This window comes from Pseudomonas sp. NIBRBAC000502773 (assembly GCF_006517195.1).
Taxonomy (GTDB): Bacteria; Pseudomonadota; Gammaproteobacteria; order Pseudomonadales; family Pseudomonadaceae; genus Aquipseudomonas; species Aquipseudomonas marginalis.
The window spans coordinates 4,382,759-4,407,222 of sequence record NZ_CP041189.1 but is presented as its reverse complement, the minus strand read 5'-3'; the positions used below and the strand labels follow the sequence as shown (position 1 = coordinate 4,407,222).

The following is a 24,464-nucleotide window of genomic DNA, read 5'->3' as shown; positions in this document are numbered from 1 at the left end:
GTTTCTACCTCAGTTTCAGGGTGGCAAGGCCGACCAGGACCAGAATCACGGTGATGATCCAGAAACGGACAATCACACGCGGCTCAGGCCAGCCCTTGAGTTCAAAGTGGTGGTGAATCGGCGCCATGCGGAACACGCGGCGCCCGGTCAACTTGAAGGACGCCACCTGGATGACCACCGACAGGGTTTCCATCACGAACACACCGCCCATGATGAACAACACGATTTCCTGGCGAACGATCACCGCGATGGTGCCCAGGGCCGCGCCCAGCGCGAGTGCGCCGACGTCGCCCATGAAGACTTGTGCGGGGTAGGTGTTGAACCACAGGAACCCCAGGCCGGCACCGATCAAGGCACCGCAGAACACGATCAGCTCACCCGCGCCCGGTACGTAGGGGATCAGCAGGTATTCAGCGAATTTCACGTTACCCGACAGGTAGCAGAAGATACCCAGGGCGCCGCCTACCATTACCGTAGGCATGATCGCCAGGCCGTCGAGGCCGTCGGTCAGGTTCACCGCGTTGCTGGAGCCGACGATCACGAAGTAGGTCAGCACCACGAAGCCGATGCCCAACGGGATGCTGGCATCCTTGAGCATCGGGATGATCAAGGTGGTTTCCACCGCGCTTGGCGCCGTGGTGTAGAGGAAGATCGCGGCGGCAAGGCCGAACACCGACTGCCAGAAATACTTCCAGCGGCTTGGCAGCCCCTTGGAGTTTTTCTCGATCACTTTGCGGTAGTCATCGACCCAGCCGATGGCGCCGAACAGCAGGGTCACCAGCAGCACCACCCATACGTAGCGGTTGTGCAGGTCGGCCCACAGCAAGGTGCTGATACCGATGGACGACAGGATCAGCGCGCCGCCCATGGTGGGGGTGCCGGACTTGGACAGGTGCGACTGCGGGCCGTCATTACGAACCGATTGACCAATTTGCAGGTTCTGCAGGGTGCGGATCATCCACGGCCCTAAAAACAGCGACAAAGACAGCGCGGTCAGCACACCCAGGATCCCGCGCAGGGTCAGGTACTGAAAGACCGCGAAGCCTTTGTGGAACTGTTGCAGATACTCAGCCAGCAGCAGCAGCATTAATGTTTCTCCGTACTTGAGCCACACAAGGCCGCGACGACGTTTTCCATCACCGCGCTGCGCGATCCCTTGATCAAAATGGTTGTGTGTTTGTCTTGTTCTGCCACGCCCAGCGCCTGGATCAACTCGGCCTGGGTGGCGAAATGTCGCGCACCGGGGCCGAAGGCAGCCACGGCATGGGCCATGTTCGGGCCGACGGCGTAGAGGGCGTCGACTTTGCCTGCGGCATACGCACCGACTTCGCGATGACCTTGTTCGGCCCAGTCGCCCAACTCGCCGATATCGCCCAACACCAGCACCTTGCGCCCATCGAAACCTTTGAGCAGGTCGACAGCGGCGTTGACGGACGACGGGTTGGCGTTATAGGTGTCATCGATCACACGCATGCCGTTGCTCGCCAGTTGCGCAACAGTACGGCCCTTGACCGGCTGCACCGCGCCCAGGCCCGTAGCGATACCGAACAGCGACACGCCCAAGGCGCCAGCCGCAGCCGCAGCGGCCAGGGCATTGGCGACGTTATGGTTGCCGAGCAAATTCAGTTGCACGTGCTCGCTACCTTGCGGGGTATGCAACGTGAAGGACGGGCAGCCACGAGCATCGACGGTGATGTCGGAGGCATGGAAATCAGCCGCAGCGTTAAGCACGGCAAACGTCAGGACCTTGCGACCGGCGGCGCGTACACGCCAGGTATCGAAGGCCTTGTCGTCCAGGTTCAAGACTGCAGTGCCCGATGCAGCGAGGCCCTCAAGGATTTCCCCCTTGGCCTCGACGATTTTTTCCGGGCCACCGAACTCGCCGACGTGGGCCGTACCGGCGTTATTGATAATGGCGACGTGGGGCTTGGTCAGCGCCACGGTGTAGGCGATTTCGCCGATGCGCGAGGCACCCAGTTCGATTACCGCCGCCGTGTGTTCCGGGGCGAGTTCGAGCAGGGTCAGCGGAGCGCCGAAATCATTGTTCAGGTTGCCACGGGTGGCCAGCACGGGGCCGCGCGTACGCAGGATACCGGCAAGCAGTTCCTTGACCGTGGTCTTGCCGCTGGAGCCGGTGATGGCGGCAACGGGCTTGTCGAACGCGGCGCGGTTCAGCGCACCCAATTGACCGAGGGCCAGGCGGGTATCGGCGACCAGCAGTTGCGGCAAGGTGGAATCAGCCACTTCGCGCTGCACCAAGGCACCTGCGGCGCCTTTGGCGGCGACTTCGTTCAGGTAGTCGTGACCGTCGAAACGCGGGCCGGCCAGGGCGACAAACAGTTGCCCCGGCTGGATCGCGCGGCTGTCGATGCTCACGCCGCTGAAGCTGCAATCGCTCGACAGTACGCGTGCCGACAGGGCCTGGGTCAGTTCGCTGAACGTCATCGCCTTAAGCATGGGCAACCTCCCAGGCGGTCAAGGCATGATCGGCCTCGACCAGATCGGAGAAGGCATGACGCTCGCCGTTGATTTCCTGGTAATCCTCATGCCCCTTACCGGCCAGCACAACCACGTCGTCAGCACTGGCGCTGGCGATCAACCGGGCGATTGCCGCGCCGCGACCGGCGACGAAGGTGGCCTTGGATGCATCTTTGAAGCCGGTGCGAATGTCATCGAAAATCCGGCTTGGGTCTTCGCTGCGCGGGTTGTCGTCGGTGACGAGCACACCATCGGCCAGGCGTTCGACGATCTCGGCCATCAACGGCCGCTTGCCGCGATCACGATCACCGCCACAGCCGAACAGGCAGAGCAACTTGCCCTTGGCGTGAGGGCGCAAGGCTTCGAGGACTTTTTCCAGCGCATCCGGGGTATGGGCGTAGTCAACCACCACCAGCGGCTGCGTACCGCCACCCAGGCGCTGCATGCGACCGGCCGGGCCTTCCAGCTTCGGCAGCACCTTGAGAATCTCGTCCAGTGCGTAATCCAGGCCGAGCAGTGCGCCGATGGCGGCAAGTACATTACTCAGGTTGAAACGCCCGAGCAGGGTGCTGCGCAAGTGGTGCTCGCCCTGAGGCGTGACCAGTGTGGCGCGCACGCCTTCGTCATTGAACTGGGCTTCGCGGCAATACAGGTAAGCGCCGGCGTCTTCCAGGCTGTAGGTGATCAGGCGCGCTTCGCTGTCTTGGGCCGCCAGTTGGCGACCAAAAGCGTCGTCCAGGTTGATCACCCGGCACTTGAGGTCATTCCAGGCAAACAGCTTGGCCTTGGCGGCGGCGTACGCCTCCATGGTGCCGTGATAATCCAGGTGATCGCGGGACAGGTTGGTCATCACTGCCACATCAAAGGCCAGGGCGGTGACGCGGCCCTGGTCCAGACCGTGGGACGACACTTCCATGGCAATCGCCTTGGCACCGGCCTTTTTCAGGTCGGCCAGGGTCGCTTGCACGGCGATGGGGTTCGGCGTGGTGTGCAGGCCGCTTTGCAGCGCACCATAAAAACCGGTACCCAGGGTGCCGACGATGCCGCAGTGCTGGCCCAGCAGGTCAAGGGCCTGGGCGACCAATTGGGTCACGCTGGTCTTGCCGTTAGTGCCCGTCACGCCCACCAGATTGAGGTGGCGGCTCGGGTCGCCGTAAAAACGCCCGGCAATATCGGACAGTTGCTTGGCCAGCCCCTTGACCGGGATCAGCGGCACGTCGGTGATCGGCAGCACCGTGGCGCCTTCGACTTCATAGGCCACGGCAGCCGCGCCGCGCTGCAACGCGTCGGCGATGTGCGCACGGCCATCGAACTTGCCGCCCGGCACTGCCAGGAACAGGTCGCCAGCGCGCACGTTACGGCTGTCCAGGGTCAACTCGCGAATCAGCAGATCGCGGCCGGCGTGGGCAAAAATCTTGTTCAGGCTAAGAGACATCAGCCGCGCCCTCCATTGGCTTTTACTGCTGCGGCCGGTGGTCCGGCATTCGCTTGTTGGGTCGGCGGCAGGTTATCCGGGGTGATGTTCATCAGGCGCAGGGTGCCGGACATCACTTTGCTGAACACCGGCGCCGATACCAGGCCACCGAAGTAACCGGCTTTGCTCGGCTCATCGATCACAACGACGATGGCGTAGCGTGGATCGCTCATCGGGCCGAAGCCGGCGAACAGCGAGCGGTAGGAGTTTTCGGCGTAGCCCTTGGTGCCGACCGACGTCTTACGTGCGGTACCGGACTTGCCGGCCACGTGATACGCCGGCACCTGGGCACGGAATACGCCGCGCGGTGCTTCGATCACTTGTTGCAGCATGCCCTGCATGGTCTTGGCGACGTTTTCCGGGATCACCTGGGTGGCTTTCGGCGCTTCGTCGACGTGGATCAGGCTCAGCGGCACCATGCGCCCGTTATTGGCCAGCACGGAGAAGGCATGGGCCAGCTGGATGGCGGTCACCGACAGGCCGTAGCCGTAGGAAAGCGTGGCGGTCTCGGCTTTTTTCCAGTCGCGGTAGTTAGGCAGGTTGCCGACGCGCTCACCCGGGAAGTCCAGGCCGGTGGGTTGCCCCAGGCCGATTTTCTGCGCCAGGTGGTAGATGGTTTCACCACCGATATCGAAGGCGACCTTACTCATGCCCACGTTACTGGAGTTGATCAGGATACCTGTCAAATCCAGCACCGGACCTTCTGTACGGGACACGTCGCGAATGGTGTATTTACCCAGCTGCAAGGTACCCGGATACACCTCGACCTTGTCGCTGGGCTTCCAGCGTCCGGTTTCCAGGGCGGCACTCATGGAGATGGCTTTCATGGTCGAGCCCGGCTCGAACACGTCGATCATTGCGCGGTTACGCATCATCGCCGGTTGCAGGTTGCGACGGTTATTCGGGTTGTAGGTCGGCTGGTTGACCATGGCGAGGATCTCGCCGGTCTTCACGTCCATGATCACCAGGCTGCCGGCCTTGGCGCCGTTCTCGATGATCGCGTTACGCAGCTCGCGGTTCGCCAGGTATTGCAGGCGCAGGTCAATCGACAACGCCAAGGGCTTTCCGGCCTTGGCGTTTTTGGTGACTTGGACATCCTTGATCAACCTGCCGCGCCGATCCTTGATGACCTGTCGTTTTCCCGGTACCCCGGCCAACCATTCATCGTAGGCGAGTTCCACACCTTCACGACCATGATCGTCAATGTCGGTAAAGCCGACCATATGGGCAGTGGTTTCACCGGCCGGGTAGAAACGACGGAACTCCTCGATGCCGTAGACACCGGGGACTTTAAGGTCGAGCACCTGCTGGCCTTGTTCGGGGGTAAGGCCGCGAACGAGGTAGATAAATTCTTTATTTGCCTGGGCCTCGAGGCGCTCAGCCAAGGCTTTCGGATCCTGGCCCAGGGCGGCAGCCAGTTGCGGCCACTTGTCCTTGGCAACCTGCAATTCCTTGGCGTTGGCCCACAGGGTGGTCACCGGCGTACTCACCGCCAACGGCTCGCCGTTACGGTCGGTGATCAGGCCACGGTGCGCAGGGATCTGGATGTGACGCAGGCTACGGGCATCGCCCTGGCCGATCAGGAAGTCACGGTCGACCACTTGCAGGTCGATGATCCGCCAGGCAATCGCACCCACCATCAATGCCAGCAAGCCGAGCATCAGGCGGAAGCGCCATGGGTAGAGTGCGCCTTCGAGTTTCATCATGGCGCCACCATGCGCACTTCGGCCGCGCCCGGGATGTGCATTTTCAGCTGTTCGGTGGCCAGCACTTCGATACGGCTATGGGCCGTCCAGGTGCTTTGCTCGAGGATCAACCGGCCCCACTCCGCCTGCGCCTTGTCACGCACGCTCAATTCCCCATAGAGGGTATTGAGCAGTTGGCGGTTGTAATGGGCGCTGTAGGACACCGCAATTGCGGACACCAGCACGCCGACAAACAGCAGCAACATAAAGAAGCTGCCGCCCGGGAGGGGCTTGGCGAAAAGCTTGCTCACCGCAGCTTCTCCGCGACGCGCATGACGGCGCTACGGGAACGTGGGTTGGCCTTGAGTTCGGCTTCGGAAGCGAACTGCGCTTTGCCATGGATTTTGATTTTCGGCACAAAGGCTTCGAAACGTACCGGCAGGTTGCGCGGCAGGTTGTCGGACTCGCCCTTGACCAGGCGGCGCATGAACAGCTTGACGATGCGATCTTCCAGGGAATGGAAGCTGATCACCACCAGGCGACCACCCACTTCCAGCGCCTCGAGGGCAGCCTCGAGGCCAGCCTCCAGGTCGCCCAATTCGTTGTTGACGTGGATACGCAGGCCCTGGAACGCGCGGGTCGCCGGGTTCTTGCCCTTTTCCCACGCGGGGTTGGCGACTTTCAGCACTTCGGCCAGGTCGGCGGTGCGCTCGAACGGCTGGATTTCGCGACGCTCCACCACGGCACGGGCCATGCGGCCGGCGAAGCGCTCTTCACCGTATTCCTTGAACACACGGGCGATTTCTTCCACCGGCGCGGTGGCAATGAACTGCGCGGCACTGACGCCACGGGTAGGGTCCATGCGCATGTCGAGGGGGCCGTCGTTCATGAAGCTGAAGCCGCGCTCCGGGTCATCGAGCTGCGGCGAAGACACGCCCAGGTCGAGCAAAACCCCGGCCACCTTGCCCGCCATGCCGCGCTCGGCGACTTCGGCACCCAGCTCGGCAAAGCTGCGCTGCACAACGACAAAGCGGCCGTCTTCGGCCGCTAGCGCTTGCCCGGTGGCAATCGCTTGGGGGTCTTTGTCGAACCCGAGGAGTTTGCCGTCGGGCCCGAGCTGACTGAGGATCAACCGGCTATGCCCGCCCCTGCCAAAGGTACCGTCCAGATAGCAGCCATCCGCACGTACGGCGAGAGCCTCGACGGCTTCGTCAAGCAGTACGGTGATGTGGTTAAAGCCGCTATCAATAGTCACAGGATCAAATCACGCAGTTCATCAGGCATGGCGCCCGGTTGTTGAATAGCAGCCAGGTCAGCTGCAGAAACAGCATCCCAGGCATCTTCGTCCCACAATTGGAACTTGTTCAGTTGGCCGACCAACATTGCGCGCTTATCCAGCTTGGCGTACTCGCGCAAACGCGGGGGCACCAGGAAACGACCACTGCCATCGAGCTCGAGGTCGACGGCATTACCAATCAGCAAACGCTGCAGACGGCGGTTTTCTTCACGCAATGAAGGCAAGGCACGCAACTTGGTCTCAATCAACTCCCACTCATCGAGGGGGTAAACACATAAACAAGGGTCAACGGCATCGATTGTGATGATCAACTGTCCGGAACTTCGCGAAATCAGCTCGTCACGATACCGGCTCGGCATGGCGAGACGGCCTTTTGCATCGAGACTGATAGCGTTAGCTCCGCGAAACACAGATGCGTTTCTCCAAATTTTAGCGTTTTACGTTCAAAAAACCCACTTTGTGCCACTTTCCGCCACTTGCGCACACTATAGGAATGCGCCCACCACACCGTCAAGGCGCGGATTCAAGGAAAAGCCTTACAGATCGGAGATTTAGGAGCGTAAAAGGAGGAGAAACCAGAGTTCGGCGGTGTTTTTGGCTCGACAAGCACAAATAGCTCAATGAGCTACAGATCAAAGTTAAAGTGATTTATTAAGAGTAAGATTTTTTTGGTATTACGAAGATGCATCTGCCAATGATTTGGCAGGGAGGGATTCTTGCGTTACTACCGGTTTTCTGCCCGAGATTCAGACAGAAGGAAAAAGGTGGAGAGTCGATCTGTAAGCCGGGTTCTGTCTTGAACAGTCATTCGTCTACGATGGCCATCACTGGACATCTTTAGCAACCTACCCGGTCCCAGCGCGGGCCACGCCTTGGGACCCTATTTGGTCTTGCTCCAAGTGGGGTTTACCTAGCCACGAACTGTTGCCAGTCGTGCGGTGCGCTCTTACCGCACCTTTTCACCCTTACCGGCACCGAAGTGCTTAGGCGGTTATTTTCTGTGGCACTTTCCGTAGGCTCACGCCTCCCAGGCATTACCTGGCACTTCGCCCTATGGAGCCCGGACTTTCCTCCCCCCCCTAATTTTCATAGAGGGCAGCGACTGTCCAATCGACTCTCCGCCGCGCAGGTTAACGGCACGACGGCCTCAGGACAAGTATTAAAAGTGCAGCATTGCCATCACGTTCGGACGGAATACCGGTTTACCCCCGGAACTATTCGGCTTTCTGTTTATCCAGCGCGACTTGATACAACACATTCTTGCGTACCCCGGTGATTTCCGCCGCCAACGCCGCAGCGCGCTTGAGGGGCATCTCCTTGAGCAGCAGATCGAGGATACGCATGGCCTCGCTGCCGACGGCCTCTTCATTTTCCGGCGCGGTCCAGCCCGCCACCAACACCACACACTCGCCGCGCTGCTGATTACTGTCGCCCTCGACGAACGCGCGCAGCGCTTCCAGCGGCAGGCCCTTGAGGGTTTCGAAGGTTTTGGTCAGCTCACGGGCCAGCAGGGCCAGGCGCTCGCCGCCGAACACCAGTTCCATATCCTGCAGGCATTCAAGAATACGATGAGGCGCTTCGTAGAAGATCAGCGTGCGCGGTTCCTCTTTCAATGCCTGTAGACGCGCACGACGCCCCACGGCCTTGGCCGGCAGGAAACCTTCGAAAATAAAACGGTCCGACGGCAGGCCTGCCGCCGACAATGCAGCGATCAGCGCGCACGCGCCTGGAACAGGCACTACATTAATACCTGCGGCACGTGCCTGGCGGACCAGATGGTATCCAGGGTCGGAGATCAGCGGCGTACCCGCGTCCGAGATCAGTGCCACATCGTCGCCCGCCAACAACCGCACGATAAAGCGGCTGCCTTCTTCGCGCTCGTTATGCTCGTGACAAGCCGCCAATGGCGTGCTGATACCAAAATGCTGCATCAAACGCTGGGAGTGTCGAGTGTCTTCCGCCGCAATCAATTTAACCTCGCGCAACACTTTCAGCGCCCGGGCACTGATGTCGTCCAGGTTGCCAATGGGCGTCGCCACGACAAAAAGCGAGCCTGCAGTGGAATTCAAAGGACCTGGAGCAGTCAAAACGCACACCTCGATGGTTGGCAAAAGCCATAGTGTAGCGCGTAGGCGCCCCGGAAATATGCCATCACGGCCGATGGCTTTTCAGCCGTCCCTGGCTGATCGCAACATTTGCACGACCTAAATCGACGGTTTCACGCCAGTAACATCGCGCCTGGGCCAGTGCTTGGGTACAATTCCACGCTAATTTGATCGGTATCAGGAACACTTACATGATCGCTTGCCTGCGGCTGCTCTCCGCCCTCTGCCTCGCTGCCTTACTGGCCGCTTGCGCCAGCTCGCCCTCGTCCAGCCTTGGCGACCTTCCACGGACCCCGGACGCCAGTATCGAGCAACTGCTCGAACAGGCCACCACCGCCAAGACACCAGAAAAGGCCGCGTTGCTGCGCCTGAGTGCGGCAGACATGGCCTACCGCCAGAACAACCCTGGCCGCTCGTCGCAGATTCTTGCGCAAGTGTCCCTGGATGTCCTCAAGCCAGCCGCGCAAGTCTTTGCCAGCACCCTGGCTGCCGAATTGGCCATGACGCGCAACCAGCCCAAGGCCGCGTTGACCGCCTTGAACCATCCGAGCCTGCAAAGCCTGAAGGAGCTGCCGACCGAACAGCAGATCCGCACTGGCACCGTGCACGCCCGCGCTTATGAAGCCGATGGCCAGACCCTGGCCGCTGCTCGCGAGCGCGTTGCCATGGCGCCATTGCTCAGCGGCGATGCCGCCAAAAGCAATCACGAAGCCATCTGGACCTTGATTGCCGCACTGCCTGCAGAACAACTGCAAGCCAGCGGCAACCCGACCCTGGACGGCTGGATCACCCTGGCCCAAGCCGTCAAGGGCGCCGGTACGCTTGAGCAACAGCAGGCCGCTATCGACACCTGGCGCGCACAAAACCCGGGCCACCCGGCCGCCGTGCAACTGCCAACCCCGCTGACCAAGCTCAAGGAGCTGGCCAGCCAGCCCCTGAACAAGATTGCCCTGCTGCTGCCCCAGGATGGCCCGCTGGCCTCCGTCGGCAAGGCCCTGCGCGAAGGTTTCATGGCGGCGCACTACCAGGCTGAACAAGCCGGGCAGAAGCCACCGGTCATCGAGTTCTATGACAGCTCTCGTCTGGCCTCCATCGACGACTTCTATGCCAAGGCCCAGGCTGCAGGCGTGCAACTGGTGGTTGGCCCGCTGGAGAAGCCATTGGTCAAGCAGCTCAGCACGCGTCCTCAGCTCCCCATCACCACGCTGGCGTTGAACTACAGCGAAACCGATCAGGGTCCGGCGCAATTGTTCCAGTTCGGCCTGGCCGCTGAAGACGAAGCCCGGGAAGTGTCGCGCCGCGCCCGTGCCGATGGCCTGCACCGCGCCGCTGCCATGGTGCCCCGTGGCGAGTGGGGCGAGCGTGTCTACAAGGCCTTCCGCCAGGATTGGGAAGCCAACGGTGGCACGGTTGTCGGTGTCGAGTATGTCGACCAGCCGGTCGCCCTCGCCCAGCAAATTGCCGACCTGTTCCAACTGCGTAAAAGCGAAGGTCGCGCCAAGAGCCTGCAAAGCACAGTGGGCACAGACGTAGCGGCACAGCCGTCACGTCGCCAGGACATCGAGTTCATCTTCCTGGCCGTTACCCCGCAACTGGCCCAGCAGATCAAGCCGACCCTGAACTTCCAGTACGCCGGTGATGTGCCGGTGTACGCCACGTCCCACGTATTCAGCGCCAGCGGCGACAAGAACCAGTATCTGGACATGACCAACGTGATGTTCTGCGAAACCCCTTGGCTGCTCAACACCACCGACCCGCTGCGTAACCAGGTTGCTGCACAATGGCCGCAAGCCAATGGCAGCCTTGGCCGCCTGTATGCGATGGGCGTCGACGCCTACCGCCTGGCCCCGCGCCTGGGCCAGTTGAAGGCACTGCCGGATACACGGATTGACGGCCTCTCGGGCAACCTGGGCATCAGCACCAACCAGCGCGTCGATCGCCAGATGCCATGGGCGAAGTTCGTCGGTGGCGAGATCCAGCGCCTGCCGGACACCCCGCGCTGATGCCGGAGCGGTCTACTGCACAAAGCGGCAAGGATGCCGAACTTCGAGCATTGAAACACTTGCAACAACAGGGTCTGCGCCTGCTGGCGCAGAACTGGTTGTGTAAACGCGGCGAGCTTGATCTGGTCATGCTTGACGGCGATACAGTAGTATTCGTCGAAGTCCGCTACAGAAAACACGCACAATGGGGTGGCGCGCTCGCCAGTATCGACGGGCGCAAGCGTCAGAAGCTGATACTCGCTGCGCAGTTTTTCCTGCAAGAAGAGCATCGCTGGGCCGACGCCCCCTGCCGTTTCGATGTGGTTGCCATGGAAAGCACCCCGTCTGGTCAGGTTGATCTGAACTGGCTGCAAAATGCCTTCGACAACTGATTCACCGGACATCTTCACCACACACTTTTGCTCTTTGCTTTGCGGGCTGCACATTCCTGTGCCAAACAGCCGCGCTACTTAAGGTCACACAGATGGACATGCAATCCAGAATTCGCCAGCTTTTCCAGGCCAGCATCGACACCAAGCAACAGGCGATGGACGTACTTGCACCGCACATCGAGCAAGCCAGTCAGGTCATGGTCAATGCCTTGCTCAACGAAGGCAAAATGCTTTCGTGCGGCAACGGCGGTTCGGCCGGCGATGCCCAGCATTTTTCGTCCGAACTGCTCAACCGCTTCGAACGTGAGCGCCCGAGCCTGCCGGCCATCGCCTTGACCACCGATTCGTCGACGATCACCTCGATCGCCAACGACTACAGCTACAACGAAATCTTCTCCAAGCAGATCCGCGCCCTGGGCCAACCAGGCGATGTGCTGCTGGCGATCTCCACCAGCGGCAACTCGGCGAATATTATTCAAGCGATCCAGGCCGCACATGATCGCGAAATGATTGTCGTAGCATTGACCGGACGCGACGGCGGCGGCATGGCCTCGCTGCTGCTGCCCGAAGATGTGGAGATTCGCGTCCCGGCCAATGTCACCGCACGTATTCAGGAAGTCCACCTGCTGGCGATCCATTGCCTGTGCGATCTGATCGACAGCCAACTGTTTGGGAGTGAAGAATGACCGTTAACCGCCTCGGCCTTTTGGCCATTACGTTGTGCCTCGGCATCAGCGGCTGCAGCACGGCAATCACTGCGACACGTGACACCCCTATTCAGGATGACAAGGGCACCCGCACCTTCGGCAGCAAGATTGATGACTCGCTGATCGAAACCAAGGTCGAAGTCAACATTGCCAAAGCCGCCACGGACCTGGGCAACGGTGCTTCACGCATCGTCGTGACCAGCTTCAACGGCGTGGTACTGCTCGCAGGCCAAACGCCACGCGCCGACCTCAAGGCCCAGGCCGAACAGGCGGCATCGGCCGTACAGCGGGTCAAGAAGGTCCACAACGAATTGCAGGTCATGGACCCGATCACCCTGCTGGCCATCAGCAACGATGCCCTGCTGACGACCAAGATCAAGGCGCAGATGCTGACCGACAACGCGATTCCCGGCTCGCGGATCAAAGTGGTCACCGATAACGGCATCGTCTACCTGATGGGCCTGCTGACCCAGGCGGAAGCCACGCGCGCAGCCAACCTGGTGCAGGGCGTGTCCGGCGTACAGAAGATCGTCAAGGTGTTCGAGTACATCGATTGATGTAAGCGACAGCCATAAAAAAGGGCGCCATGCATTCACTGCATGGCGCCCTTTTTAGTGGTCAGCGTTTATTGGTATTGCTGGTACGGGTTGCCCTGGAACTGGTTGTTCTGCTGCGGCGCTTGCTGCTGCGCGCCAGGTTGGCCGTACTGCTGGCCGGGGATCGGGCCGAGGTTAACTTCAACGCGACGGTTCTGCGCACGACCGTTCACGTCGGCGTTGCTGGCAATCGGGTTATCCGGGCCGGCACCGCGTGCGCTGAGGTTCGCACCGTTGACGCCTTGGGACGTCAGGTAGTTGGCCACGCTCTGGGCACGGCGCTGGGACAGGTCCATGTTCAACTGGCGGCTGCCGGTACTGTCGGTGTAGCCGACGATCTGGATAGTGTTCTGGTTGAACTGCTTGAGGGAGTTGGCCAGGTTGTTCAGCGGCTGGTAGAAGCTGCTGGAGATCGCGTCGGAGTTGGTGGCGAAGGTGATGTTACCCGGCATGATCAGCTTGATCTGGTCGCCCTGGCGCTGAACTTCAACCCCGGTGTTGGCCATGCTCTCACGCAGTTTCTTTTCCTGCTGGTCGGCGTAGTAGCCGTAACCCGCGGCGCCGGCACCCGCAACCACTGCGCCGATCAGCGCGCCCTTGCCACGGTTGTTATGGTCGATGGCAGCACCCGCCAGTGCACCGGCCAGGGCACCCAGGCCACCGTACTTGGCGGTCTTGCTCATACCGCTGGATTCATTATTCGCCTGTCCCTGGCTGCCACCGCCATAAGGATTAGGTGAAGCGCAGCCGGACAACAGGGCTACGGCGGTAGCGACAACAAGCAGACGACGCGGAGTGAACATGAAGGGAGCTCCTACTTTTGCATTCTGTGGTGCAAAGGACATTGGCAATGGACCCGTGCCGAGTTTGGAACGCGACAAACGGTAAAAATTCCGTGGGCGCGCCCCGAGCTGTAACAAAACATTCGGGGCTTGCGTTGCTACATAAACCGTAGCAGACACATGCTGAACGCGGCCTGAGTTTTTGCTACAGCGGATTGCCGTTCGAACCATTGCTTCACGCCCGCACAAACGGGTTTTCACGCATCTCGTCACCCAGGCGCGTGTCCGGGCCATGGCCGGTCACCACCGTCGCGCCCTCGTCCAGCGTGTAGAGCCGTTGCTTGATCGAACGCACGATCGTCGCCTGGTCCCCGCCCCACAAGTCCGTACGTCCAACACCGCGCCGAAACAGCGTGTCCCCGGCAATCAGCAGCTTGGCATCGGCAAACCAGAAGCTCATCGAGCCTGGCGTGTGCCCCGGTGTATGCAGCGCCACACCGCACCCACAGGCCAACTCCTCATCATCGGCCAGCCAGCGATCCGGCGACGGCACCGGCGTGTAGGGCACACCAAACATCTGGCACTGCATCTCCAGGTTGTCCCAGAGAAACTGGTCTTCCTTGTGCAGGTGCAGGGTTGCACCGGTCTTTTCCTTCAATTGCCCCGAGGCCAGGAAGTGATCGAGATGGGCATGGGTGTGGATGATGCTCACCACTTTCAGGCCCAGGGCATCGAGGCGCGCCAGGATCAGTTCATGGTTGCCACCCGGGTCGACCACGATGGCCTTTTTGGTGATGGGGTCGCCAATGATCGTGCAGTTGCACTGCAACGGGCCGACCGGGAAGGTTTCGCGGATCAGCGTGGGCTTTTCGGCTTCCATGGGTGCTCCTGTAAAGTTAATGGCACATTTTTGGCACTGTGTGAAAAGCGATGACGAGTGATGTCAGCTGCTTTGTAAGCATTGAGCGCATGCCCGAGGAATGCGTTCATGTGCTCGCGGTCATGATCGTTGGCTGACAGTTTTTCAGAATGTGTTCCTATTGGATTGGCTACTGTAAGCCGAAGCTCAATGTAAGACGCTCGATATAGTCCCCCATGGCGCCTTTCAGTCCGATGGCCTTGAGATCGATCTCTTCGTTCGCCAAGAGCGCCAGAAACGCCCTCATGTCGGCCTGAATGCTTTCTGGCAGGTCGACGGGGTCATCCGTCAATTGGCCGCTCAGATTCAGTACATCATTTCGATGTTTTTTGAGGTTCTTGCTATCGACCTGTTCGCCAGCCTCCTTTCGCGCTGACAAATTGAGCCAAGCGTGCGCCTTGAGTGGGATCAGCCGGTCGGCACCGATGAAGGTCAGAACGTCATTGCGCTGCCGGCCCTCAAGGAGGAAATGATAGTAGGGGTCATCGAGCAAGATGGCGGACAGGCTTGATACCGATTCGTCTGTAGGAATAGGGGTCAGCGTGGCGTCCGCTGGGAGCGCGACACCCTCGGGAGCACGCGAGAACAATTCGATCTGGACGGGATAGGCCTCGTCCTCGGGGTGCTGGAACCGATAGAAAACAGGCCGCTGACCGTCAATCCCACCAACCTGCCGGATGGCGTACCGTCCGGCACGTATGAAAGCCCAGAACGCCCCGGCAAACTCGGCATTGAGCGCTTCGATAACCAGCACGATATCGAGATCCTTGGTTGCGCGGAACGATTGACCCGCCGCATCCATCGTGAGCCAGGAGGCAACACCGCCAATCAGCACATACTGATCACGAAAATCGCTGAAGTGTTGTCCGAATACATCTAGTCCTCTGATTTCAGCCAAGTCACTGCCTCCTTAAGTTCGTCTAAAGCCAACTGGACACGTTCGTCCGGGACGTTTTCCAAGCTCAGAAGCAATGACGCCTCATCTGCGATGTTTTTTCCTTCCTTTAGGCTTCGATAAGACCATATCTCCACCCATGCCCGGATCTCATCAACCGAGTCGGTTACCTTGAATGCCAGTTCCTGGACCATGTCGTCGAACTGCTTTTTGGTCATTCCAAAAACCGGTTGTATGGGACCCGCCAGCATCGTGCATTTGGCCAGAGCGGTCTCGCCGGCGAGAAATACGCCGCCGCCTGTGTGAAGCACTCGGTCGATCGCAACCTTCCGTTTAACGGGAGAGCGCATAAAGGGGCGAACATTTTTGAAGACACTGGCCGGAGGTGCAGCGAACGAATAGCAATTTTTGAACCCCTGACTTTGTGCAGGATGGACGATACCCAGCTTCAGTAACTGATCGATCACTTTGGCAAGTGTGACGCGGCTGTATTTGAAACCGTTCATGATGCCGTTGGAGTTGAAGATCGTATCGCTGTCCCATCCCTCATACAGGCGAGCCAAGACCATCGCTTGTGCAGCAGGAAGCAGGGCTGAAACGTCTTCCTCGTTTCGGCGCGTCCGAACGCTCTCGCGCAGGTCCATCGCCAACTCCGGGATGAACATCTGATAGCCAGGCTGGATGAAATTGATGTGGTTGGCGATCAGGCTACGCCGCTCCGGCACCGACAGTGACTGGCATACGTACACAACCACCTTGTCCGTGTTTTTTTGTACCTGAGCGATGTGCTTCCCAAGCGTTACGGCTCCCGGGTACTTATTTTCCACTGGAAGCAGTAGGAGCATCGGGAGCGTTTGTTTCGCCTTCGGCCCGACCACAAGGGCCAGATAGACGAGTTTGTAGGCATCGTTGATATGAAAGGGAACCTTCAGGCCTGAGGCTGCTTGAAGGTGCACCTCCAAGCCCACAGTGGATTCGAGGTAACCCTTAATATCATCCAGTAAAACCGGCATTTCACGCCACCTTGTTAACCACTTTTTCACACCGTAAACCATGACGATTAACAAGTCAAAAAAGTGGTTAACACTGCAGGAGGATTACCCACCCGGTCCTCTGTAGATCAACGTGAAGGCCAGTCACTCGTCATTGCAGTTGCACTGCAACGGGCCGACCGGGAAGGTTTCGCGGATCAGCGTGGCTTTTTCAATATTCATCGATGCTCCTGCGGGCGCTATGGCATATTCCACACAGTATGGTTGACGCGGTGCCAGACCTGAAGAGCAGCGACTGCTAAGCTTGCCCACGCCATCGAAAAACAACCCAGGCCCCCGCCACCGTGCCGCGTTGGAGCGATCCCCATGGCGAATCAACTGATCATCTGCGAGCACTGCGACTGCGTGTACGAAAAAGTCACGCTCGCCAGACATCAAAAAGCCCACTGCATACGTTGCGCAGGCGTGCTCCAGCGCTACAACGGCCTGACCGTGCAACAGCGTCTCGCCCTGACGCTGACGGCGGCGGTGCTGTGGACGTTCGCCAATTTCTATCCCGTGATGAGTATCAGCCTGCAAGGCCTGAAAAGCAGCGCCACGCTATGGGACTCGGTGGTAGCGCTGAGCCTGGGGCCGATCACGTTTATCGCGTTGGTGGCGGCCATTTCCATCATCATCGCGCCGGTGTTCCAGTTGCTGCTGCTGATGTGGGTCTTGAGTTTCGCCCTCGCGGGCAAGCGCTCACCGGCGTTCCGATTGTGCATGCGTTGGCTGGAGGCACTCAGGCCCTGGAGCATGCTGGAGGTGTGCCTGCTCGGGGCAATGGTGGCGGTGTTCAAGCTGGCCGGCATGCTTGATGTGATCCCCGGCACCGGCCTGTTTGCCCTGGCCGTGCTCAGCCTGTTGCTGATCCGCATTGCCGGGCGTGATGTGCGCGACCTGTGGGACAGCGTATGAGCACACCGCCGACGGCCAGCGAGCTCGGCCTGTGCCTCTGTCACAGTTGCGGATTGTCCTGCGACCTGCGCGCCGGGCCGACCGAATGCGAGCGCTGCGGCGCGCCCTTGCACCGGCGCAAGGTCAGTTCCCTGACACGCACCTGGGCCTACATGCTCACCGCGCTGGCGTTCTATGTGCCGGCCAATCTCCTGCCGGTGATGAACACCACCATGCTCGGCTCGGGGGCGGACAGCACCATCATGAGCGGGGTGCTGGAGTTCTGGCAGCACGGCGCGTGGGACATCGCGCTGATTATTTTCATCGCCAGCATCGCAGTGCCCGGCATCAAGTTTGTGTCCCTGGCCCTGCTGCTGGTCACCGTGCAGCGCAATAGCCTTTGGGCACGCAAGGAACGTTCGAAGCTGTTCCGCTTCGTCGAACTGATTGGCTACTGGTCGATGCTGGATGTCATCGTGGTCGCGCTGGTGGCCGCACTGGTGAAGTTCCAGGCCCTGGGCACCATCGAGCCGCGCCTGGGTATCCTGTTTTTCGGCCTGGTGGTGGTGTTTACCATGCTGGCCGCCATGAGCTTCGACCCGAGGCTGATCTGGGAAACCCCACACAACAAGGAGACCGCGGATGCCGTCACATCCCACTGACACCCCGCAACCCCCAGGATCGCCTGCGATCAAGACACGGCGCTTCAGCGTTTCGCTGGTGTGGATCGTGCCGATCGTCGCGGTGTTGGTGGGGATTTCGCTGGTGGTACACAGCGTCCTCCAGCAGGGCCCGACCATCACCCTCAATTTCAAGACCGGCAGCGGTCTGACCGCGAACAAAACCGAGGTCAAGTACCGCAACGTGGTGATCGGCCAGGTGACCGACGTCGCCTTGAGTGACGACCAGAAGAGCGTCAACGCCACGGTTCAACTGGCCAAGCAGGCCGAAAGTTTCACCCGCGCCGATTCGCAGTTCTGGGTGGTGCGCCCGCGTATCGGCGCCGGCGGCGTATCCGGCATCGACACCCTGCTCTCCGGCGACTACATCGGTGCCGACATCGGCCAATCGGAGACCCGTGCCAAGCAGTTTAAAGGCCTGGAAAACCCGCCGCCCATCACCTACGGCGAGCCTGGCAAGCGTTTCACGCTGCACACGCAGACCCTTGGTTCGCTGGATATCGGCTCACCGGTGTACTACCGCAAAATCGAGGTCGGCCAGGTGGTGGCCTACGAGTTGGATGCCGAAGGCAAGGGTGTCAATGTCGAGGTGTTCGTGCATGCGCCCAATGATGCCTATGTCACCGAAAACACGCGTTTCTGGAATGCCAGCGGGGTTGACCTGAGCGTCGGCGCCAATGGCTTCGCGCTGAAGACCGAATCGCTTTCGTCCATGCTGGTCGGCGGCATCGCCTTTCGGGCGCCGCCGTACAGCCCCAACGACAAACCGGCCGACGAAGCACGTACCTTTGAGCTCTTCGACGACCAGGACAGCGCCCTCGCCCCACCCAATGGCGAGGGGCAATACATGGCCCTGCGATTCGACCAGGCATTGCGCGGGCTCAAGGTCGGGGCGCCGGTGGAGTTCCTCGGCGTCGAGTTTGGCAAGGTGGTGTCGATCAACCTGGACTTCGATGCCAGTAAACGCAGCTTCCCACTCAACGTCGGTATCGTGATCTATCCACAGTTGCTCGGGCAGGCCCACACCAAACTGCTCAAGGTCATGAACCATGACCCCAACGATGAGGCCGCCGGCGTACGGCTGATCGGCTCGTTCATCGAAAATGGCCTGCGCGCCCAGGCACGCAGTGGCAACTTGCTAACCGGCCAGTTATACATCGCGCTGGACTTCTACCCGAAAGCCGAGAAGGTCAAATTTGACCCCAGCCTGCGCCCGGTCAGCATTCCAACCATTCCCGGCAACCTCGAGCAGCTGCAGGAAAAACTCGAGAGCATCGTCAACAAGATCAACCAACTGCCGATCGAACGCATTGCCGGCAACCTCGACAGCAACCTGGTCGAGCTGCGCAAAGGCCTGACCCAATTCAATGCCAAGACCCTGCCCGGCGTGCAAAACACCCTCGCTGACGTGAGCAAGACGCTGCAATCGGCCAGTTCGACCCTGGCCGAGGATTCACCGCAGCGCGAGCAACTGACCCAGACCCTGGATGAACTGGGGCGCATGTCGCGTTCCCTGCGCGAACTGTCGGACTACCTGGGCCGTCACCCGGAATCGCTGATTCGCGGCCGCCCCGACAACGCCGCGCCCCTGGACCTGCAAGGACCACCGCGCAAATGACCCCTGGAGCAAACGCCATGACGTTTCCGTTGAAAATCACAGTGGTCGGTATGCTGCTGTTGCTGGCGGCGTGCAGCAGTACGCCGATTACCTTTCATACGCTGACACCGGCGCACTGGAATACGGCCACGGGAGCCGACGCAGGCAGCATCCGGATTGAAAGCATCACCGTTCCCCCCCAGGTCGACCGACCGCAGATTGTGATCCGCCAGGGCGATAGTGGCGTGGCGATCCTGGAAACCCAGTGGTGGGCCGCGAGCCTCGCGGATGAGCTGAGGAGTGCGCTGGTGGACCAACTGGCCAGCAGCAACCCTCGACAATCGATGTTGTTGCGTCTTGAAGTGCAGCGCTTTGACTCCGTGCCCGGCCAATACGCATTGCTCGACGTCAAATGGCGCCTGCGCCCGGCCGGTGGCACCGAGCGCCCACCGCTGACCTGCCGGACCACGTTGCAGTCGCCCGCCGGGCCGAGCATCGACAACGTGGTGCTCGCCCATCAAAACAATCTCAAGCGCTTTGCCGCGCAGGTCAGCCAGGTGGTCGACCGGTCAGCCGGCCAGTGCCCGACAGCACCGTAAACCGACCGGCACTTACGCCAGCAAGCCCATGGCCTTGGCGCGCGCCACGGCTTGGGTGCGTCGCTCCACCCCAAGTTTGCTGTTGATGTGGCTGGCGTGGGTCTTGACGGTGTGCAGGGAGATAAACAGCTGGTTGCTGATTTCCTGGTTGGAGCAGCCTTGGGCGATCAGTTGCAGGACCGCCAGCTCGCGCGTGCTCAGGGTTTCGTGGCCAGTCGTGACCTCGGGCGTCACGACCGCCGGGAGAAGCGCGAGCAGGCTCTGGTGCAACACACCTTGCGGGTCTTTGCCCAATTGCTCACGCATCCAGTCCGGATGCCCGTCCAACAAGCGCTGGAACGGCTGTAACGCGCCCCCGGCGCCCGCCTCAAGCGCCTGGGCCAGCACCGGCCGCGCCCTGGCTTCCTGGCCGCACTCGAGCAGCAACTGGGCCTGCTGGGTCAGCGCCATCAGGGCAATCATCTGGCGCCCGCTGTTGCGGGCCTGTTGCGCCAGTGCTTCGAGCCGCTCCAGCGCCGCCTGGGGCTGATGGCGCACGGCATCGAGGGCGGCTTGTTGCAGCCCGATATGTTGCGGCAAGTGCAGGTGGAATTCCGGTGCAGCGGCGGCCTGTTCCCCGTGGTAAGTCTGCCCCAGGCGCGTCAGCCAGGCATCCGCGAGATCGGTGCGCCCCTGGGCCAGCCACAGTTCGCATTTGATCAGGGTAATCATCGCCAGGTAGTAGATCGGCGGCACATCCCAGATATGCATCAGGCGCTCGGCTTCGGCGAGTTCGGCGAAGGCTTTGGGAAAGTCATGGCGCCGCCCTTCGAAGCTGGCAATCACGCAATGGCCGATCAGCACGCTGATATCGCGGCAGGCCCGCGCCTCGGCCAGGCCTGCGCGCAGGAGGGCAATGCCGGCTTCGGGCTGGTTGCGCATCAACAGCAAATAGCCTTCGTAGAGCGACAGTCGCGCACGCACCGCATACAGTCGTTGCGGTGCCAGGCCGTGCAGGCGCTGCTGGCCCTGGCGCACCTCGTCGAGGGCGCGCAGGATTTCGCCACGGGCCTGCAGCACCCGTGCACGGTCGTAATGGGCCAGGGCTTCGAACAGCGGGTTGCCGACGCGCTGCGCCAGTTCCAGGGATTCGCGGTTCAGGCCACGGGCGCGCCACAAATCGCCATCGGCAATGGCCAGGTTGGACAGGGTCGACAGGCACACCAGGCGCTGGCCGTAACGCCGTTGCGGCAGGCTGTCCAACGCCTCGCTGCAATAGCGCTGCGTCAATTCACGGTCGCCGCGACCGCGGGCGATAATCCCGCTCAGCGCCAGCCATTGGGCCAGCATCGACTTTTGCGCGGTGGCAGACGGCGCCGGCAGGAAGCGACTGAGGTACGCGGACAGCTCCTGCGCCGCATCCAACTGGCAGGCCAGTGCCAATGCCCAGCTGTACAGCACAATCAGGCGCGGCGTACTGATCAGCAGGCTGTCGGGCAAGTCCATTTTCCAGCGCAGCAACATGCCGACATTCTGCTCGGCCAGCAGTTGTTCTTCGGACAGGTTCTGCACCAGGTTGGCCGCCACGTCGAGGTGCCCGGCGCGCAATGCCTGCTCCACCGCCTCGTCGATCAAACCCTGGGCGTTGAACCAACGGCACGCGCGCAGATGCAGGCTGGCGGCCGGCAATACATTGCTGCTCGCGCGGCGGGTGCGCAGCAGGTCGGAGAACAAATGGTGATAACGGTACCAGTGCCCCTGCTCATCCAAGGGCACCAGGAACACCTGATGGGCTTGCAGGTAACGCAGGATCTCGGCGCTGTCATGGGCTTCGCGCACGGCATCGCACAACTCACTGCAAAAACGCTCCTGGGGCGCGGTGTCGAACAGGAACGCCTGCACTTCGGGTGGCAGGCAGTCGATCACTTCTTCCAGCAGGTAGTCGCGGATCAGCCCTTCCCCACCGTGCAGGCTTTGCGGCAAGGCGTCCTCGCTGCCGGCTTCGGAAGCCGCCAGCAGCCAAAAGCGCAGGCCGGCCACCCAGCCTTCGCTGCGGCGGATGAGGTTGTCGAGGGCTTCACCACTCAAGGAACTGCTGTGGCGATCCAGTAACGCCTGGGATTCGGCATGGGTCAGGCGCAGGTCTTGCTCGTGCAACTCCAGCAAATGCCGTGACAACCGCAATCGCGCCAGATGCCAGTCCGGGCGCTGGCGGCTGGTGACCAGCACCACCAGGCCATCGGGCAAATGGTTGAGGAAGAATTGCAGGCAACGGTCCAGCACCGGTCCCTGGGCCAGATGGTAGTCATCCAGCACCAGCAACAATGGCGCACGGGTGGACAGGTGAACGGTCAGCTCATCGAGCAGGCCGTCGAGCCACTCTTCAAACGCAAAGGGTTGGTGACGCTGGCGCATTTTCAGCAAGCCCAGGGATTGGGCGCCGAGTGCCGGGAAGTAGTGCTGCAACCCTTCGAGCAGGCGCTCAAGAAAACGCCCCGGGTCGCTGTCTCGTGGGCTCAGGCCCAGCCACAGGCTGTGCCAGTGAGCCGGCAGGCCCTGGCAGAACTCCACCGCCAACGAACTCTTGCCGAACCCGGCCGGTGCGCAGACCAGCAGCAACCGCCCCTCCAGGCCGGCGCCCAGCCGTTCACACAGGCGCGGGCGCAGCACGTAGCCATCAGGCAGCGGAGGCCTGTAGAAGCGACCTTCCAGGGTCGGGATTACCCGGCTGGCAGGCCCTTGGATTCGGGACAGATCAGTCATCGCCGGGCTCTTGTAGAAGGCTGTTGTCGGCATTGCAGATGTCCGCAGACTAGCGGTAAAAGCGGTGGGTTTGTAGATCTTTGCAACATTTGCCTGAAAAAGAACTGAGACAAGAAATATCGCTGCAAACAAAAAGTGGAAGGGGGCTTGCTCCCGATAGAGGCGGATCAGTCAATGCTGCGCTGACTGTCACATCGCTATCGGGGGCAAGCCCCCTCCCACCTTGAGTTACTCGTGCAGCTTAGCGAACACCGTCCTGGCGCAGGGCCGCCGGGGTGAAGTCGCTGGTAGTGGCGGTGAAGCCGAAGTCATAGGCCTGCTTTTCTTCGTTCTTCATGCCCAGGGCCAGGTAGCGGCCGGACTGGAGGTCGTAGAGGGTTTCCAGGGCGTACCACGGCACTTGCTTGTCGTAGTAGTTCTCGGCATGGGCTTCGGCGACACGCCACAGTTGGCCACGGCCGTCGTAGTGGTCGATCACTGCGGCTTGCCAGGTGTCTTCGTCGATGTAGAAGTCACGCTTGGCGTAGATGTGGCGCTGGCCTTCCTTCAAGGTCGCGACCACGTGCCAGACACGGCGCAGCTCGTAGCGTGCCAGGTCCTGGTTGATGTGGCCGGCCTTGATGATGTCGGCGTACTTGAGCTTCGGATCGTCGATCTTGTAGCTGTTGGAGGCGATGTAGATTTCCTTCTTGCCTTCCAGTTTCCAGTCGTAGCGGTCCGGCGCACCGTTGTACATGTCGAGGTTGTCGGAGGTACGCAAGCCGTCGGCGGCGGTACCCGGCCCGTCATAGGACACTTGCGGTGCCCGGCGCACGCGGCGCTGGCCGGCGTTGTAGACCCACGCCGAACGCGGCTCCTTCACCTGGTCCAGGGTTTCGTGCACCAGCAGCACACCACCGGCCAGACGTGCCGGGGCGGTCACTTGCTGCTTGAAGTAGAACAGCACGTTACCCGGGTTCTTCGGGTCGAAGTCCTTCATCTTGTCGCGGAACACGAACTGATCGCGGAAGTACACCAGGCTGTAGGAGCCGTTGGTTTGCGGCGTGGCCTGGGTCACCAGGCGGGTCACGCTGCCACCGCGATAACGGGTGATGTGGTTCCAGATGACTTCCACGCCGCTTTTCGGGATCGGGAACGGTATGGCGGTTTCGAAGTTTTCCAGGCCGTTGCCGCCAGACACCAGGTTGGTGGTGGTGGCGTTCTTCTTGATGGAGGCGAACACATCGGCCGGTACGGTAGCGCCGCGATGGGTCGGATAGACCGGCATCTTGAAGGTTTCCGGGTAACGCTTGAACATCGCGTACTGCCCCGGTGCCAGCTTGTCCTTGTACTGCTCGACGTTCTGCGCGGTGATGGTGAACTGCGGTTGTTCGCTGGCGTACGGGTTGGCTAGGAACCCACGGGCGTCGACGGCACCGGCGTTGGTAGGCATTGGCGACCATTTCGGGATGGTGCCGGCCGCATTACCGGCCATTTCCGCACCCATCGGCGTCAGCGTCGTGCCCAGCTTGGCGGCTTCATCCGCCGACACTGCCGCCATGACATTGCTCGCCAGGATCGACAGCCCAAGCACACCCACGTGCAACAGACTTTTGGTTATTTTCAT

Annotated in this window: 22 protein-coding genes and 1 other RNA gene; 8 read left to right on the top strand and 15 right to left on the bottom strand. The window is 61.0% G+C overall.

The features are described from left to right. Nucleotides 1-4: 4 nt before the first annotated feature. The 9 genes from mraY to rsmI form a co-directional block, all read right to left on the bottom strand. Nucleotides 5-1,087 carry a phospho-N-acetylmuramoyl-pentapeptide-transferase gene (mraY, locus tag NIBR502773_RS20315; protein WP_003171875.1) on the bottom strand — a complete coding sequence of 361 codons (1,083 nt, stop codon included), beginning with the start codon at nt 1,085-1,087 and terminating at the stop codon, nt 5-7. Further along, complete coding sequence (gene murF, locus NIBR502773_RS20310; protein ID WP_141156778.1) at nt 1,087-2,457, bottom strand: UDP-N-acetylmuramoyl-tripeptide--D-alanyl-D-alanine ligase; 1,371 nt, start codon at nt 2,455-2,457, stop codon at nt 1,087-1,089. The genes mraY and murF overlap by 1 nt, the downstream gene beginning before the upstream one ends. Further along, on the bottom strand, nt 2,450-3,913 hold the full coding sequence (locus NIBR502773_RS20305) for a UDP-N-acetylmuramoyl-L-alanyl-D-glutamate--2,6-diaminopimelate ligase (RefSeq protein ID WP_141156777.1): 1,464 nt from the start codon (nt 3,911-3,913) through the stop codon (nt 2,450-2,452). Before NIBR502773_RS20305 ends, murF begins: the two co-directional genes overlap by 8 nt. Next, complete coding sequence (locus NIBR502773_RS20300) at nt 3,913-5,655, bottom strand: penicillin-binding protein 2 (protein ID WP_162844256.1); 1,743 nt, start codon at nt 5,653-5,655, stop codon at nt 3,913-3,915. The genes NIBR502773_RS20305 and NIBR502773_RS20300 overlap by 1 nt, the downstream gene beginning before the upstream one ends. Beyond that, entirely contained in the window at nt 5,655-5,948 is a 294-nt protein-coding gene (ftsL, locus tag NIBR502773_RS20295; protein WP_003216203.1) for a cell division protein FtsL, read from the bottom strand. The genes NIBR502773_RS20300 and ftsL overlap by 1 nt, the downstream gene beginning before the upstream one ends. Beyond that, nucleotides 5,945-6,892, bottom strand: a complete 948-nt coding sequence (gene rsmH, locus NIBR502773_RS20290) for a 16S rRNA (cytosine(1402)-N(4))-methyltransferase RsmH (RefSeq protein WP_010213048.1) — start codon at nt 6,890-6,892, stop codon at nt 5,945-5,947. The genes ftsL and rsmH overlap by 4 nt, the downstream gene beginning before the upstream one ends. Continuing rightward, nucleotides 6,889-7,344 carry a division/cell wall cluster transcriptional repressor MraZ gene (gene mraZ / locus NIBR502773_RS20285; RefSeq protein ID WP_003171868.1) on the bottom strand — a complete coding sequence of 152 codons (456 nt, stop codon included), beginning with the start codon at nt 7,342-7,344 and terminating at the stop codon, nt 6,889-6,891. Before mraZ ends, rsmH begins: the two co-directional genes overlap by 4 nt. 354 nt (nt 7,345-7,698) lie before the next feature. Further along, an RNA gene (gene rnpB, locus NIBR502773_RS20280) (RNase P RNA component class A) lies at nt 7,699-8,052 on the bottom strand. 96 nt (nt 8,053-8,148) lie between these two features. Then, nucleotides 8,149-9,021, bottom strand: a complete 873-nt coding sequence (gene rsmI / locus NIBR502773_RS20275; RefSeq protein WP_027604767.1) for a 16S rRNA (cytidine(1402)-2'-O)-methyltransferase — start codon at nt 9,019-9,021, stop codon at nt 8,149-8,151. 209 nt (nt 9,022-9,230) lie between these two features. Between rsmI and NIBR502773_RS20270 the strand changes: the two genes are divergently transcribed. The 4 genes from NIBR502773_RS20270 (at nt 9,231) to NIBR502773_RS20255 (ending at nt 12,677) form a co-directional block, all read left to right on the top strand. Continuing rightward, nucleotides 9,231-11,042 carry a penicillin-binding protein activator gene (locus tag NIBR502773_RS20270; RefSeq protein ID WP_065938555.1) on the top strand — a complete coding sequence of 604 codons (1,812 nt, stop codon included), beginning with the start codon at nt 9,231-9,233 and terminating at the stop codon, nt 11,040-11,042. Next, nucleotides 11,042-11,413 carry a YraN family protein gene (locus NIBR502773_RS20265; protein WP_141157857.1) on the top strand — a complete coding sequence of 124 codons (372 nt, stop codon included), beginning with the start codon at nt 11,042-11,044 and terminating at the stop codon, nt 11,411-11,413. Before NIBR502773_RS20270 ends, NIBR502773_RS20265 begins: the two co-directional genes overlap by 1 nt. 92 nt (nt 11,414-11,505) lie before the next feature. Then, nucleotides 11,506-12,099 carry a phosphoheptose isomerase gene (locus NIBR502773_RS20260; protein ID WP_007904374.1) on the top strand — a complete coding sequence of 198 codons (594 nt, stop codon included), beginning with the start codon at nt 11,506-11,508 and terminating at the stop codon, nt 12,097-12,099. Next, nucleotides 12,096-12,677 carry a BON domain-containing protein gene (locus NIBR502773_RS20255; RefSeq protein WP_027604770.1) on the top strand — a complete coding sequence of 194 codons (582 nt, stop codon included), beginning with the start codon at nt 12,096-12,098 and terminating at the stop codon, nt 12,675-12,677. Before NIBR502773_RS20260 ends, NIBR502773_RS20255 begins: the two co-directional genes overlap by 4 nt. A 68-nt stretch (nt 12,678-12,745) precedes the next feature. Here the strand turns inward: NIBR502773_RS20255 and NIBR502773_RS20250 are convergent, their stop codons facing one another. The 4 genes from NIBR502773_RS20250 to NIBR502773_RS20235 all read right to left on the bottom strand — a co-directional run bounded on the left by NIBR502773_RS20250 (nt 12,746) and on the right by NIBR502773_RS20235 (nt 16,325). Next, complete coding sequence (locus NIBR502773_RS20250; RefSeq protein WP_027604771.1) at nt 12,746-13,519, bottom strand: OmpA family lipoprotein; 774 nt, start codon at nt 13,517-13,519, stop codon at nt 12,746-12,748. A 214-nt stretch (nt 13,520-13,733) separates the two neighbouring features. Further along, nucleotides 13,734-14,378 carry an MBL fold metallo-hydrolase gene (locus NIBR502773_RS20245; protein WP_141156776.1) on the bottom strand — a complete coding sequence of 215 codons (645 nt, stop codon included), beginning with the start codon at nt 14,376-14,378 and terminating at the stop codon, nt 13,734-13,736. Nucleotides 14,379-14,547: 169 nt separating this feature from the next. Beyond that, a complete protein-coding gene (locus NIBR502773_RS20240; protein WP_115486659.1) occupies nt 14,548-15,315 on the bottom strand; it encodes a hypothetical protein in 768 nt (255 codons plus the stop codon). Next, a complete protein-coding gene (locus NIBR502773_RS20235) occupies nt 15,294-16,325 on the bottom strand; it encodes a hypothetical protein (protein ID WP_141156775.1) in 1,032 nt (343 codons plus the stop codon). Before NIBR502773_RS20235 ends, NIBR502773_RS20240 begins: the two co-directional genes overlap by 22 nt. A 345-nt stretch (nt 16,326-16,670) precedes the next feature. Here NIBR502773_RS20235 and NIBR502773_RS20230 point away from each other — a divergent pair, with 345 nt between their 5' ends. The 4 genes from NIBR502773_RS20230 to NIBR502773_RS20215 are packed head-to-tail and all read left to right on the top strand — an operon-like array spanning nt 16,671 to nt 20,116. Then, the gene (locus tag NIBR502773_RS20230; RefSeq protein WP_115486657.1) at nt 16,671-17,261 is read left to right on the top strand and encodes a paraquat-inducible protein A; all 591 of its coding nucleotides are present in this window, start codon (nt 16,671-16,673) and stop codon (nt 17,259-17,261) included. After that, on the top strand, nt 17,258-17,902 hold the full coding sequence (locus NIBR502773_RS20225; RefSeq protein WP_141156774.1) for a paraquat-inducible protein A: 645 nt from the start codon (nt 17,258-17,260) through the stop codon (nt 17,900-17,902). Before NIBR502773_RS20230 ends, NIBR502773_RS20225 begins: the two co-directional genes overlap by 4 nt. Then, nucleotides 17,883-19,538 (top strand): intermembrane transport protein PqiB, encoded by a 1,656-nt coding sequence (locus NIBR502773_RS20220; protein WP_141156773.1) that lies wholly within the window; start codon nt 17,883-17,885, stop codon nt 19,536-19,538. Before NIBR502773_RS20225 ends, NIBR502773_RS20220 begins: the two co-directional genes overlap by 20 nt. Before the next feature lie 17 nt (nt 19,539-19,555). Beyond that, entirely contained in the window at nt 19,556-20,116 is a 561-nt protein-coding gene (locus tag NIBR502773_RS20215) for a membrane integrity-associated transporter subunit PqiC (protein WP_141156772.1), read from the top strand. A 12-nt stretch (nt 20,117-20,128) separates the two neighbouring features. Here the strand turns inward: NIBR502773_RS20215 and NIBR502773_RS20210 are convergent, their stop codons facing one another. Together NIBR502773_RS20210 and NIBR502773_RS20205 are read right to left on the bottom strand one after the other, a co-directional pair. Beyond that, nucleotides 20,129-22,858, bottom strand: coding sequence for a LuxR C-terminal-related transcriptional regulator (locus NIBR502773_RS20210; RefSeq protein ID WP_141156771.1), 2,730 nt, complete (start codon nt 22,856-22,858; stop codon nt 20,129-20,131). A gap of 241 nt (nt 22,859-23,099) precedes the next feature. After that, the gene (locus NIBR502773_RS20205) at nt 23,100-24,464 is read right to left on the bottom strand and encodes a DUF1329 domain-containing protein (protein ID WP_141156770.1); all 1,365 of its coding nucleotides are present in this window, start codon (nt 24,462-24,464) and stop codon (nt 23,100-23,102) included.

What these genes read in the sequence shown, in the direction of transcription:
- NIBR502773_RS20210 (WP_141156771.1), bottom strand. Translation starts at nt 22,858, where the DNA reads ATGACTGATCTGTCCCGAATCCAAGGGCCTGCCAGCCGGGTAATCCCG.
- NIBR502773_RS20305 (WP_141156777.1), bottom strand. Translation starts at nt 3,913, where the DNA reads ATGTCTCTTAGCCTGAACAAGATTTTTGCCCACGCCGGCCGCGATCTG.
- NIBR502773_RS20270 (WP_065938555.1), top strand. Translation starts at nt 9,231, where the DNA reads ATGATCGCTTGCCTGCGGCTGCTCTCCGCCCTCTGCCTCGCTGCCTTA.
- NIBR502773_RS20230 (WP_115486657.1), top strand. Translation starts at nt 16,671, where the DNA reads ATGGCGAATCAACTGATCATCTGCGAGCACTGCGACTGCGTGTACGAA.
- NIBR502773_RS20225 (WP_141156774.1), top strand. Translation starts at nt 17,258, where the DNA reads ATGAGCACACCGCCGACGGCCAGCGAGCTCGGCCTGTGCCTCTGTCAC.
- NIBR502773_RS20205 (WP_141156770.1), bottom strand. Translation starts at nt 24,464, where the DNA reads ATGAAAATAACCAAAAGTCTGTTGCACGTGGGTGTGCTTGGGCTGTCG.
- NIBR502773_RS20260 (WP_007904374.1), top strand. Translation starts at nt 11,506, where the DNA reads ATGGACATGCAATCCAGAATTCGCCAGCTTTTCCAGGCCAGCATCGAC.
- NIBR502773_RS20235 (WP_141156775.1), bottom strand. Translation starts at nt 16,325, where the DNA reads ATGCCGGTTTTACTGGATGATATTAAGGGTTACCTCGAATCCACTGTG.
- NIBR502773_RS20250 (WP_027604771.1), bottom strand. Translation starts at nt 13,519, where the DNA reads ATGTTCACTCCGCGTCGTCTGCTTGTTGTCGCTACCGCCGTAGCCCTG.
- NIBR502773_RS20215 (WP_141156772.1), top strand. Translation starts at nt 19,556, where the DNA reads ATGACGTTTCCGTTGAAAATCACAGTGGTCGGTATGCTGCTGTTGCTG.
- NIBR502773_RS20265 (WP_141157857.1), top strand. Translation starts at nt 11,042, where the DNA reads ATGCCGGAGCGGTCTACTGCACAAAGCGGCAAGGATGCCGAACTTCGA.
- murF (WP_141156778.1), bottom strand. Translation starts at nt 2,457, where the DNA reads ATGCTTAAGGCGATGACGTTCAGCGAACTGACCCAGGCCCTGTCGGCA.
- NIBR502773_RS20245 (WP_141156776.1), bottom strand. Translation starts at nt 14,378, where the DNA reads ATGGAAGCCGAAAAGCCCACGCTGATCCGCGAAACCTTCCCGGTCGGC.
- NIBR502773_RS20255 (WP_027604770.1), top strand. Translation starts at nt 12,096, where the DNA reads ATGACCGTTAACCGCCTCGGCCTTTTGGCCATTACGTTGTGCCTCGGC.
- mraY (WP_003171875.1), bottom strand. Translation starts at nt 1,087, where the DNA reads ATGCTGCTGCTGCTGGCTGAGTATCTGCAACAGTTCCACAAAGGCTTC.
- NIBR502773_RS20220 (WP_141156773.1), top strand. Translation starts at nt 17,883, where the DNA reads ATGCCGTCACATCCCACTGACACCCCGCAACCCCCAGGATCGCCTGCG.
- NIBR502773_RS20300 (WP_162844256.1), bottom strand. Translation starts at nt 5,655, where the DNA reads ATGAAACTCGAAGGCGCACTCTACCCATGGCGCTTCCGCCTGATGCTC.